Here is a 12043-nt window from a genome sequence, read left to right as displayed (position 1 = left end):
ATCGCACATGTCCTCCCGACGGTCCGCGCTCGACGCGCACGTCGAGTACTGCCCCGCGTGCGAACGCGACACGGAGCACCGGGTGGCGATCAGCCTCCTCGCGGCCCGTCGCGCCAATCCGGGATCGCGCGAGCCACATCGCGTCGCGGTGTGTCGCGACTGCGGTGCGGAGACCTCGACCCGTGTCAGCCAACTGTGACTCACTCCCCGCGCTCGTACGCCTCCGCGGCCCGCGCGAACTCCACCGTCGCCGCCCGATAGGTCTCCCGGAGGTCGCGCACCGGTGACTCGGAGGCGTCCACTCGCAGGTCGTTCCCGTATCCCCCCGATTCCTCCTCGGCCGCCGTCGTCACCACCGTCAGCGCCGCCGACTGCACCGTCAGCGTCTCGCGCTTGTCGCCGCCCTCCGCCTGCCCGGCCGCGAGCGCGTCGATGAGTCGCGGAGCGAGCGGATCGTCGGGATCGCTCGACTCGTACGAGTCGGCGACGGCATCCACGACGGACGCGCCCGTCAACAGGTTTCCCGCGACCGTGTAGTGCTCCCCCTCGCGCTCGCCGTACCAGCCGTGACAGTCCGCGCCCGAGAACGCGAACGTCCCCTCGCTGTCGACGCCGTGGATCTGTCGCTCCGAGCGTCCGTCGTCCGCGCGCAACAGCGCCTCCAGCGCGTCGCCGACGGCGACGCCGTCCGCGACGTGGTCGAGTCCGACCGCCCCGAGACGCTCGTTGACCATCGACTGCGTCGCGATGGCGCCGTGCTCGGAGACGTACGGGCAGAGCGAGCCGACCGCGGGCAGGCGCGTCGTCACCGCCACCCCGAAGCGCTCGTGGCGCTCACCCGCCGCGTCCGCGTACGTCTCGTGGACGCAGATGCTGAACGTCATCGTCCGCACAGAGGCGCCCGCCCCTCCTAAACGTCAGGGCAGCGGTTCGTGGACGCAAGAACTATGCGGCGCCGGTGACTCTATCCCTCATGGGATTCATGCAGAAGATCCTCGGTGGCTCCGGCAGCAGCACCGAGGACTACGTCGAACTCGACCTCGGTGACTTCGACACCGGAGCGAGCGACGCCCGAACGACCGTCCACATCGCCGAGATCGACAATCAGGAGGACCTCATCGCGATCAAGGACGCCGTCTACGATGGCGATATCGTCGTCGCGGACATCACCCGCCTCCGTACCGAGGACTCGATGACCGAGCACTTCACGGAGGAACTCCGGCAGGTCGCCCGCGAAGTCGACGGCGACATCGTTCAGAAGGGCGACGACCAACTCATCATCGCCCCCTCCAGCATCGCCATCAGTCGCCAGAAACTCAACCGTTAAGCCGTCGGCGACGTCGCGGCGTCGCCCGCACCCCCCGCGAATCCGCGCGCCGTCGTGCGAACGCGATCGAGTTCGGAAGACAGCAGAACGTGAGAAATCCGTTATTCGGACACGCCGGCGGGCGTCTCCGCGTCGTTCCGCGCCTACGCCGCGGGGCTTACGAGACCCCGTCCGGGGTCTCGTCCTCGTCCTCGACCTTCCGCTTGAGGGAGTCGCGGCGGGACTTCGCGTCGCGGCCCGTCGCCTCGAGGAGGAACTCGTTCTTCGCGGAAACCGCGTCCTCGGCGGCGTCGGCGTGGCCGTCGGCGATGACTTCGGCGGCGGGACGTTCCTCGAACTCGACCGCGAGCTTGTCCTTCTTCCCGGAGTACGAGACCGCGCCCACGACGATTCGCTCGAAGACGGGGTTATCGGGGTCCTCGACGACGTAGAGGTCGCTCCCCTTGTACTCCTCCGTCCCGGAGATGTCGCCGAAGTAGTCCTCGACGGTCGCCTCCATGTCCGGGACCCGTTCTTCGAGATACTCCCCGCGTCGCATCTTGTACTCCTTCATACGGCACGGAAATGGGCGAACTCGTATAACCCCTTCGCGTCACGCGCTCTCGGGCGCTTCCGCGAGGTAGCCCCGATGGCAGTCCGGACAGATGTCGCCGGCGCGCAGCGACGATCCCCCGGCGCCCGTTCGCTTCCCGCACTCCGGGCAGACGAGTCCGCCGGTGCCGTCTCGATCGCGCTCTCCGGATCCGGCGTCGATGGGGCCGGCGCTCGCGATCCCGTCGCGCGCCGACGTCCCGTCCCCCGCGGCGCCACCGGCGCTCGCGGTGCTCTCGCCGTCGCTCGTCGCGGCGGTCGCCGCGGTCCGTTCGGTCCGTTCGGTCCGTTCGGTCTCGCGCGTGTCCTCACTCGACGGCCACGCGCCGCGTTCGCGCTCCTGCTCCCGGTCCGAGCCGTCGTCGGTGAGGATGACGGCATCGTCCGTCTCGGCTGCCTCCGCCTCCTCGTTCACGTCCGCGCTCGCCGGCGCGTCGGCCGTCTCCTCTGCCTCGGATCCGTCCGCCGTCTCGTCGGACGCCTCCGCTGACGCGGCACTCGTGTCGTCGGTGAGCAACTCCGCATCCTCGTCGGCCGCGCGCTCGTCGCCGAACTCGTCGACGGTCGCGTCCGTCTCGGCCGACGTGGTCTCGTCCGTCGCGTTCGCGTTCGCGCTCTCACCGCTCGTCGACGCCCCGGCGACCGCGTTCGCGGCCTCGTCGACGAGTTCGGCCGGCTCGGACACCCGCGCCGGCTCGCCGCTCGTTTCCCGCTCGTTCTCGACGCGCTCGAACGCGGCGGCGAGACCGTCTCGGTCGCCCGCGGCATCGCTCGCCGCGTCACGCTCGTCCGTCACGGACGACGGGGCCTGCCGGACGGAACGGACTTCGGTGCTCTCGCTCACGGTGCGCTCGTGTCCGCAGCGCTCGCAGCGCTCGACCGTGCGGACGTACTCGACGACCTCGTCGCCCCGCTCCTCTCGGTCGCGTTCCCTCTCGGGCTCGCCGTACTCGTGACCGAGCAGGGAGCACTTCAGACCCATTGAACGCGTGATACCCCATCCACCGGGAAAAGCGTACCGCTCGGGGACACCGCTATACGCCGGCGGTCCGTACGGTGGCGTATGCAGGCGAAGCGTGAGTTCCGCTCGCGGGACGACACCGAGGTCGCGGTGTTGGACGCGCTGGTCGACCGCCGGGGGGAGGGGATGACCGTCTTCGAACTCCGCTCGCGCGTCGATACGGACATCGACGGGCTCGAGGACGCGCTCGCGGACTTGAAGCGCGACGGACTCATCGACGCCGAATCCCGCGAGGACCGCACGCTCATCAAGCCCGCCGACCGCGTCGTCCCCGACCCCGCCGAGGGCGTCGACGAGGGCGAACAGTCCTTCGTCGGGTGGCTCCGCGAGCAGATTGGGCTTTGAGCCGGTACCGCGAACGGACGCTTTAACCGCGTTCCACGCCCACTCGTATCCATGACCGTCGTCAGGGACATCCACGAGGACTACGGCGCCGTCTTCGAGGAACGCGGCGAGCGCGCGCTCCCGCGTCACTTCGGTCGCCCCGTGCGCACCCAACGCGCCGTCCGGAACGCCGTCGGCGTCACCGAACACGCCTACGGCGTACTCGTCGTCACGGGCGACGACCGGCGCGAATTCGTCGATAACGTCGTCACGAACGCCGTCCCCGAATCGGACGGCGAGGGCGTCTACGCCCTCCTCCTCGACGCCGGTGCTACGATCCGCACCGACATGTACGTCTACGAGGCCGGCGATCGGCTCCTCTGCTTCCTGCCGCCGGAGCGGGTGACCGAGATCGCCGCCGAGTGGCGCGAGAACGTCTTCATCGAGGACGTCGAGATCGCGGAGGCGACCGACGACTTCGCCGTCTTCGGCGTCCACGGCCCGGAGGCCACCGAGAAGGTCGCGTCGATCCTCCACCAGTCCGGCGCGCCCGACGCTCCGCTCTCGTTCGTCCGCGGCGAGATCTACGATCACGGCGTCACCGTCATCCGGACGGACTCGACGGCCGGCGAGGAGGGCTACGAGATCGTCTGTACCACCGACGCCGCGAGCGACGTCCTCGAGACGCTCATCACGCGCGGGCTGAACGCCCCGCCGTTCGGCACGCGGGTCTGGGAGGCGCTCACTCTCGAGGCCGGCACGCCGCTCTACCCGGACGACATGACCGGACGCGTCCCGAACGTCCTCGGTCTCCGCAACGCCCTCGACTTCGAGAAGGGCTGTTACGTCGGACAGGAGATCGTCTCGAAGGTCGAGAACAGGGGCCAACCCTCGCAGCGCCTCGTCGGTCTCCGCCTCGACGGCGACGCCGATGCCGTTCCCGCGATCGACGATTTCCTCGACGTCCGCGTCGACGGGCGCACCGTCGGCGAGGCGACGCGGGCCGCGTGGGGGGGCGCCGTCGGCGCGCCGATCGCTCTCGCGCTCGTCGGATACGACACCGACGCCGAGGCCGCGACGCTCGTCACCGGCGACGGCGAGCGCGACGCGGGCGTCGTCGATCTCCCGTTCATCGTCGGGAGCGACCGTTCGGAGCGGGCGCCGCGCTACGAGTGACGCAGCGTCGCGCGAGCGGCGCCGTCAGCGCCCGAACAGCGCCTTCACCTGCTCGCGCGAGAAGAGCGTGCTCGGCCGGTCCATGTGGACGCCGATCTCGCCCTCGAAGAGCCGCATCCCCGCCCGCTGAACGACCTCCGGCGCGTCGTATCCCTTTCGCACGAGGTGGCCGAGCGCGATGTCGCGCCCGAGTTCGTCGCGCCACGCGTCCTCGAAGGCGTCGAGCGAGGTCGGATCGTCGGGGTCGATCGTCTCCGCGGCGATATCCGCCGCGGTCATCCCGTAGAGGATGCCGCCGCCGGTGAACGGCTTGGTCATTCCGGCGGCGTCGCCGAGGAGGAACCCCCGCGTCGCCGTCACGCGATCCGGTGGGCCGATCGGGATGAGTCCCGAACACCGGCGTTCGATCCGCTCGGCGACGCCGTAATCCGCGACGAACTCGTCGAAGCGCGCCGCGACGTCGCCCGTCTCGTCCGGCGTCGCCGCGAGCCCGTACTCGACGCCCGCGTCACCTCTCGGAATGCGCCACGCGAAGAACCCCGGGACCGTGAGGTGGACGTCCACGAAGTCGTCGTGATCGGGTTCGGGATCGAACGCGAGCACGCCGTGGAGGAACTCGTCCGGCTCGGGGAGCGCCAACTGCTCGCGGACGCGCGAGCGCGGACCGTCGCATCCCGCGACCATCCGCGCCGAAACCGTCTCGTCGCCGTCCGCGCTGTGCACGTCGAGTTCGACGCCGTACGGTCCCTCGCGGACCGCCGTGACGGTGTGGCCGTCGCGAACGTCCGCGCCCGCGTCCGCGGCGGCGCGTGCGAGCGTCTTGTCGAGTTCGACGCGGTCGATCGCGTTCGATACCGGGCGGTCCGGGTCGTAGAACTCGTGCGCGTCGCTTCCGGGTCCGCCCGTGTGGAAGCGCGCGCCGTAGACGTCGTTCTCGCGGAGGCGCTCGCGCGCCCCGTCGGGGACGTACTCCCAGACGTCGAGCGAGACGTGCCCCGAGCAGGCGAGCGGCTTGCCGATCTCGCCGCGCTCGAACGCGACGACGTCGTGGCCTCGCTCGGCCGCCCGCCGGGCGAAGCGCGCGCCCGGCGGCCCGACGCCGACGACCGCGAAGTCGTACATACCCGGAGTATCGCACAGTGCGGTATAGGTCTCCCGGTCAGCGCCGCTCGCGAGCGGATCCACATCGAACCCGAGCCGTCGCGTCCCTCCCCGTCTTTTTTCCCGCTCACGACCCCACGTTCGACCGGATGTCCCAACCCCGGTACGAGCAGTGTGCCGTCTGTGGATGGACAGGGGAACGAACCGATCTCGACGCGAGCGGCGACGAGTACCGGTGTCCGGTCTGCGGCGAGCACATCGCGTGACCGGCCGGCGACCGAAGCGAAAAGAGAGTCGTGGTCCGCCTCAGTGCCCGAGCGTCCCCCCGACGAGGACGACCGTCGCGCGCCCCTCGTCCGTCTCCCGCCGGTAGACGAGTTCCTTCGCGACGACCTCCCGACGCCGGAGGGCCTCCTGCGCGCGCTCGTTCTCGAACGCGTACGCGGTACGCGTACTCGTGGAGGCGCTCGCCTCGTGGTCGCTACGCGCCGACGCGGCTCACGGATCGCATCGCTACGCGCCGACGCGGCTCACGGATCGCATCGCTCCCCGTTCGCGATATCGTGGTCGCGTAGCGACCACGCTAGTCCTGCGCGGGCGCCTCCGGCTTCTCCCGATCGCTCCGCGGGCCTTCGACGTCGACCTTCGGGAGTTTGTCGCGGAGGTAGCGCCCGGTATAGCTCGCTTCGACGTCTGCGAGTTCCTCGGGCGTGCCGGTCGCGACGATCTCGCCGCCGGCCTCGCCGCCCTCCGGCCCGAGGTCGATGACGTGGTCGGCGTTCTTCACGAGGTCGAGTTCGTGCTCGATGACGACCACGCTGTTCCCCCGGTCCGTGAGGCGCTGGAGGACGTCGACGAGCTTGCGCTCGTCCTCAGAGTGGAGACCCGTCGTGGGTTCGTCGAGCAGGTAGAGCGTCTCGCCCGTGGCCTTCTTGCCGAGTTCCTCGGCGAGCTTCACGCGCTGGGCTTCGCCCCCCGAGAGGGTCGTCGAGGGCTGTCCGAGGCGCATGTAGTCGAGACCGACGTCGCTCAGCAGTTGGAGGCGACGCGCGAGGCGCGAGTCCGCCTCGAAGAAGTCGAGGGCCTCCTCGACGCTCATGTCGAGGACGTCCGCGATCGTCGCGCCCTTGTAGGTGACGTCGAGCGTCTCGTCGTTGTAGCGCGCGCCGCCGCACTCCTCGCAGGGGACGTGGACGTCGCTGAGGAAGTTCATCTCGATTTTGACGGTTCCCTGCCCGCCGCACTCCTCGCAGCGCCCGCCCTTCACGTTGAACGAGAAGCGACCCTTGTCGTAGCCGCGCTGTTGGGCGAGCTTCGTCTGCGCGAACTTCTCGCGGACGTAGTCGAAGACGCCCGTGTACGTCGCGGGGTTCGAGCGCGGCGTCCGGCCGATGGGCGACTGGTCGATGAGGCGCACCGTCTCGATGTGCTCGGTGCCCTCGATGCCGTCGTGCTCGCCCGGTTCGACGCTCGTGTTGTCGTTCATCGCGCGCGCGAGACCCTCGTAGAGGACGTCGTGCATCAGCGTGGACTTCCCGGAGCCGGAGACGCCGGTAATCGCCGTAAATGCGCCCACGGGAATGTCGACGTCGAGGTCCTTGAGGTTGTGCTGGCGCGCGCCGCGAACCGTCAGGGAGTCCTCCCAGTCGCGACGGTCCTCGGGGACGGGAATCCGCTTGCGGCCCGCGAGGTAGTCCGCGGTGAGCGACTCCTCGCTCTCGATGAGGTCCTCGTAGGGACCCTGCGCGACGACTTCGCCGCCGTGTCGGCCCGGCCCGGGACCCATGTCGACGATTTCGTCCGCGCGGCGCATCGTCTCCTCGTCGTGCTCGACGACGAGCAGGGTGTTCCCGAGATCGCGGAGTTCTTCGAGCGTGTTCAGCAGGCGGTCGTTGTCGCGCTGATGCAGCCCGATACTCGGCTCGTCGAGGACGTAGAGGACGCCGACGAGTCCGCTCCCGATCTGCGTCGCGAGGCGAATGCGCTGGTTCTCGCCGCCCGAGAGCGTCGAGGCCTCGCGATCGAGCGTGAGGTAGTCCAATCCCACCTCCGTCATGAAGCCGAGGCGCGCGCGGATCTCCTTCAGGATCTCCTCGGCGATCTTCGCCTCCCGCTCCGTGAAACTCCCCTCGACGGCCTCGAAGTGGTCGAGGGCGTCCGCGATGCTCATGCGGTTCACCGCGGTGATCGAGGTGTCGTCGACGAGCACGGCGCGGGATTCGGGCTTCAGGCGCGTCCCGTCGCAGGCCGGGCACGTCGTGACGCTCATGAAGTCCTCGATGTGCTCGCGCACTCTGTCCGAATCGGTCTCGACGTACCGGCGTTCGAGGTTCGGGACGACGCCCTCGAATCGCTCCGTTTTACGCCGCACCCCGTTCTTCGTCTGCTTCTCGAAGACGACCTCCTCGTCCGTCCCCCAGACGAACGCTTCTCGCACGTCGTCGTCCAACTCCTCGAACGGCGTCTCGACGCTGACGCCGAAGTGCTCGGCGACGTTGTCGAGGAGGTTGCGGTAGTAGGAGCGATTGTAGCTCCACGGCTCGAAGACGTGCTTGATGGGCTGTGATTCGTCCTGCACGACGAGGTCCTCGCTGACCTCCTTCGTCTCGCCGATACCCTCACACTCCGGGCACGCGCCGTGCGGGCTGTTAAAGGAGAACGAGCGCGTCTCTATCTCCGAGATATCGATGCCACAGTGCGTGCAGGCGAGTTCCTCGGAGAACTCGACGACGAGGCGCTCGTCCTCCGCGTCGTCGGCGAGGTCGCCCGTCGCGCGCGCCGTCGCGCCGCCGAGTTCGACGCCCTCGTCGGGGTCCGGGACGATGACCTTCAGGACGCCGTCGGCCTCCTCCAAGGCCGTCTCCACGGAGTCCGTGATGCGCGAGCGCGCGTCCTCCGTGATTTTCACGCGGTCCACGACGACGTCGATCGTGTGGTCGAAGTTCTCGTCGAGTTCCGGGGTTTCGGTCGCGAGGTCGTACGACTCACCGTCGACCTCGACGCGGGCGTACCCCTCGGCGAGCAACTCGTCGAAGCGCTCGGCGAAGGCGCCCTTCTGGTCGCGCACGACGGGCGCGGCGAGCTTCGCCCGCGTCCCCTCCGGGAGTTCCATGATGCGCCGGACCATCTGCTGGGCGGACTGCTCGCCGACCTCGCGGCCGCATTCGGGACAGTGCGGGGTCCCGACGCGCGCGTAGAGCAGGCGCAGGTAGTCGTGGAGTTCCGTGACGGTGCCGACCGTCGAGCGGGGGTTGTTCGCCGCGTTCTTCTGATCGATGCTGATCGCGGGCGAGAGACCCTCGACGGACTCGACCTGCGGTTTGTCCATCTGCCCGAGGAAGTTCCGGGCGTACGCCGAGAGGGACTCGATGTACCGTCGCTGGCCCTCCGCGTAGATGGTCTCGAAGGCGAGGGAGGACTTCCCAGACCCCGAGAGACCGGTGACGACCGTGAACTCCTCGCGCGGGATCTCGACGTCGAGATCCTTCAGGTTGTGCTCCTCCGCGCCGCGGACCGTGATGTACTCCTCACTCATCGGCTCGCACTCACCGTCTCGGACGCTCGCTTCGCGGATCGACTCGATGTCATTCGTTGTGAGAGAACCTAGCGCCGAACGCACTTAACCGCGTCACCACCGGCGGCACGGCCCGTCAATCACCGCTCGTGACGCCGAGAAGACGCTCACATCGACCCCGTCCGGGATCGATCATACCGATTCGGGGAGCCAGCCGCCGTCGACTTCGACGTTCTCCCCGGAGACGTACTCGCTCCCCTCGTCGCAGAAGAACCGGATGACCTGCGCGAGGTCGTCGATCGTCGCCCACCGGCCGCGCGGGGCGTCCGCGGGGAACTCGTCGGAGGTCTCGACGACGTACGGCGAGACGGCGTTGACCGTGATGCCGTCGGACTGGGTGTCGGCGGCGAGCATCCGCGTGAACATGATGACGCCGGTCTTCGCGGCGAAGTAGGGGAAGTTCTTCGGTGCGACGAGACCCTTCTCTGACGACGAGTAGCCGACGTTGACGATGCGGCCCCACTCCTGCTCGCGCATGCCGGGGAGCGCGCGCCGCGCGCAGCACATCGTGCCGATGAGGTTCGTCTCGTAGACGCGTCGCCAGTCCGCGATCGACTGCTCGGCCCAGTGCGTCGGCTGGAAGTCCCCGACGTTGTTCACGAGGACGTCGACCGTCCCGAGGTCGTCCTCGGCGGCGGCGAAGGCCGTATCGACGCTCTCGGGGTCGGTGACGTCCGCTTGGACGGTGCTCGCGCCGGGCGCGCCGCGCTCGCGAGCCTCCGCCGCGGTGGCTTCGGCTTCGACCTCGCTCCCGTGGTAGTGGACGGCGACGCTCGCGCCCGCGTCGGCGAGCGAGAGCGCGATTCCGCGGCCGACGCCCTTCGCGCTGCCGGTGACGAGAGCGGTCCGGCCGGACAAGTCGGTCTCCGACATACGCCGACGATCGCCCGCCGCGGGTATATAATTTAAGGGGGAGCCACGGGATAGAGCCGGTATGGCCATCGAGAAGGTCCTGCTCGCGGTCGGTCCCGGAGACGCCGACCGCGTCGAGGCGCTCGCATCGAATCTACTGGACATCGTCGTTCCGACCGGCGCGGACGTCGTCCTCGCGCACGTCTTCACCGAGGACGAGTACGAATCGACGCTGGAGAACCTCAGCGTCGAGGGGGATCGCGACGTCTCCGCGGACGAGGTATCGCGGCGTCACGCGACGATCCGACAGCTCTCGGGTGATCTCGACGACGCCGGTGTCGACTACACCGTCCGCGGTGAGATCGGCAACCACGGTCAGCGCATCGTCGAAATCGCCGAGGACGAGGACGCCGATCTCGTCATCGTCGGTGGCCGCAAGCGCTCGCCGACCGGGAAGGCCGTCTTCGGCTCGACGGCACAGGAGGTCATGCTCTCCGCGCCCTGTCCCGTCACGTTCGTCCGCGGCGACGAGTAGCCGGTCCGTTCGATTCCTCTCCTCTCGCTTGCGTTCTCTGCTCTCGCTGCCTCGGCTTTCGCTTCCTCAGATCTCTTGCGTCCTCTGCTCTCGCTGCCTCGGCTTTCGCTCCCTCAGATTTCGCTCCCTCGACTCTCACCTCACGCCGCGCTTCTCCACACCCCGTCTTCCGCTCGTGCGTGGCGACATCGAGACCGGCTCACCGAACCACGTCGAAATCTGTGTAGTTAAGTCGCCGGAGCGGCCACTACGTGACAGATGGCGTACTACGTGGGCGTCGATCTCGGGGCGACGAACCTCCGCGCCGCGGTGGCCGACGAAGAAGCCGTCGTGCTCGGGACCGATCGGCGCGCGACCCCGCGGGGACCGTCCGGGATCGCCGTCACCGAGGCCGTTCTCGCGGCGATCCGTGCGGCGTGCGCGGACGCCGGCGTCGATCCGACCGACGTCTCGGCGGCCGGCATCGGCAGCATCGGGCCGCTCGATCTCGCCGACGGCGCGATCGACAACCCCGCGAACCTCCCGTCGAGTATCGGGCGCATCCCGCTCGTCGGTCCCGTTCGCGAACTCGTCGGCTCCGAACGGGTCTACCTCCACAACGACACGATCGCCGGCGTCATCGGCGAGCGATTCCACAGTGACCGGAACCCGGACGACATGGTGTACCTCACCATCTCCTCGGGGATCGGTGCCGGCGTCGCCGTCGACGGCGAGGTGCTCTCCGGCTGGGACGGCAACGCCGGCGAGGTCGGCCACATGGCGATCGATCCCGACGGACGGCGGACCTGCGGGTGCGGCCGCGACGGACACTGGGAGGCCTACTGCTCCGGAAACAACATCCCGGAGTACGCCCGCCAGCTCGCCGCCGAGCGCGACCCCGACACCGCGCTCCCCCTCGACGACGAGGGGTTCGACGCGGCGGACGTCTTCGCGCACGCCGAGAGCGACGACTTCGCGAACCACGTCGTCGGCCGCCTCGCCGACTGGAACACCCTCGGTATCACGAACCTCGCGCAGGCCTACGCCCCGCTCGTCGTCTACGTCGGTGGCGCCGTCGCGCTCAACAATCCCGAACTCGTCCTCGACCCCGTTCGCGAGCGCCTCGACGGCTCCGTGTTCAACAACGTCCCCGATCTCCGCCTCACCAATCTCGGCGACGACGTCGTCCTCGACGGCGCCGTCGCCTCGGCGCTCACCGGCGGCACAGGCGACCGGACGCAGGTGCGTTGACGGACGCAGGTGCGTTGACGGACGCAGGTACGCTGACAGACGCAGGTACGCTGACGGACCGCAGGTGCGCTACGCTGGTGGGATCCCCCACACCTCGTGTCGTCTGTTCTCGGACTCACACACCGAATGTCGTAAGTTCTCGCGTGTCGCCGCCACCTGAACTCTAGGGGTGACGATGTCTGCCGTCGATGGCTTCCGACGTGGGAAGGACGCCCCCACACACCGGATGTCGTAAGTTCTCGCGGAGATGGCGTTGCCATCGTCTCGCGTCGCCCGTTCGCTGTCGGGTTGTCGATCCTCCGAGTGCGTTGG

The 12043-nt window shown here is 69.0% G+C and carries 12 protein-coding genes; 6 read left to right on the top strand and 6 right to left on the bottom strand.

All coding sequences use genetic code 11. From position 1 onward, the window contains the following. Positions 1-7 precede the first annotated feature (7 nt). On the top strand, positions 8-199 hold the full coding sequence (locus AOZ13_RS02045) for a DUF7835 family putative zinc beta-ribbon protein (RefSeq protein ID WP_021779676.1): 192 nt from the start codon (positions 8-10) through the stop codon (positions 197-199). A gap of 1 nt (position 200) precedes the next feature. Here the strand turns inward: AOZ13_RS02045 and AOZ13_RS02040 are convergent, their stop codons facing one another. Then, entirely contained in the window at positions 201-884 is a 684-nt protein-coding gene (locus AOZ13_RS02040) for a DUF1028 domain-containing protein (RefSeq protein WP_020221550.1), read from the bottom strand. Between the two features lie 89 nt (positions 885-973). On the opposite strand from AOZ13_RS02040, the gene AOZ13_RS02035 reads away from it, so the two are divergent. Then, positions 974-1327, top strand: a complete 354-nt coding sequence (locus AOZ13_RS02035) for a cell division protein SepF (RefSeq protein WP_020221549.1) — start codon at positions 974-976, stop codon at positions 1325-1327. A 157-nt stretch (positions 1328-1484) separates the two neighbouring features. On the opposite strand, the gene AOZ13_RS02030 is transcribed toward AOZ13_RS02035, so the two are convergent. Both AOZ13_RS02030 and AOZ13_RS02025 read right to left on the bottom strand, forming a co-directional pair. Beyond that, entirely contained in the window at positions 1485-1880 is a 396-nt protein-coding gene (locus tag AOZ13_RS02030) for a DUF5611 family protein (RefSeq protein WP_020221548.1), read from the bottom strand. 39 nt (positions 1881-1919) lie between these two features. Beyond that, a complete protein-coding gene (locus tag AOZ13_RS02025) occupies positions 1920-2900 on the bottom strand; it encodes a DUF7093 family protein (RefSeq protein WP_021779674.1) in 981 nt (326 codons plus the stop codon). An 81-nt stretch (positions 2901-2981) separates the two neighbouring features. On the opposite strand from AOZ13_RS02025, the gene AOZ13_RS02020 reads away from it, so the two are divergent. Continuing rightward, the gene (locus AOZ13_RS02020) at positions 2982-3284 is read left to right on the top strand and encodes a DUF6432 family protein (protein WP_020222724.1); all 303 of its coding nucleotides are present in this window, start codon (positions 2982-2984) and stop codon (positions 3282-3284) included. A gap of 51 nt (positions 3285-3335) precedes the next feature. Then, entirely contained in the window at positions 3336-4439 is a 1104-nt protein-coding gene (gene ygfZ, locus AOZ13_RS02015; RefSeq protein WP_021779673.1) for a CAF17-like 4Fe-4S cluster assembly/insertion protein YgfZ, read from the top strand. A gap of 24 nt (positions 4440-4463) precedes the next feature. Here ygfZ and AOZ13_RS02010 read toward each other — a convergent pair whose 3' ends face one another. From AOZ13_RS02010 to AOZ13_RS02000, 3 genes are all read right to left on the bottom strand, one after another. Beyond that, the gene (locus AOZ13_RS02010) at positions 4464-5561 is read right to left on the bottom strand and encodes a geranylgeranyl reductase family protein (RefSeq protein WP_021779672.1); all 1098 of its coding nucleotides are present in this window, start codon (positions 5559-5561) and stop codon (positions 4464-4466) included. Between the two features lie 562 nt (positions 5562-6123). Next, complete coding sequence (gene uvrA, locus AOZ13_RS02005; protein WP_049933711.1) at positions 6124-9075, bottom strand: excinuclease ABC subunit UvrA; 2952 nt, start codon at positions 9073-9075, stop codon at positions 6124-6126. Between the two features lie 171 nt (positions 9076-9246). Then, positions 9247-9987 (bottom strand): SDR family NAD(P)-dependent oxidoreductase, encoded by a 741-nt coding sequence (locus tag AOZ13_RS02000; RefSeq protein ID WP_020221085.1) that lies wholly within the window; start codon positions 9985-9987, stop codon positions 9247-9249. 61 nt (positions 9988-10048) lie between these two features. Between AOZ13_RS02000 and AOZ13_RS01995 the strand changes: the two genes are divergently transcribed. After that, complete coding sequence (locus AOZ13_RS01995) at positions 10049-10501, top strand: universal stress protein (protein ID WP_020221084.1); 453 nt, start codon at positions 10049-10051, stop codon at positions 10499-10501. A gap of 258 nt (positions 10502-10759) precedes the next feature. Next, positions 10760-11731, top strand: a complete 972-nt coding sequence (locus tag AOZ13_RS01990; RefSeq protein WP_021779669.1) for an ROK family protein — start codon at positions 10760-10762, stop codon at positions 11729-11731. Positions 11732-12043: the final 312 nt, after the last annotated feature.

The sequence above is a fragment of the Halarchaeum acidiphilum MH1-52-1 genome (assembly GCF_000474235.1).
Classification (GTDB): domain Archaea; phylum Halobacteriota; class Halobacteria; order Halobacteriales; family Halobacteriaceae; genus Halarchaeum; species Halarchaeum acidiphilum.
This window is presented reverse-complemented; position numbering and strand designations above follow the sequence as displayed.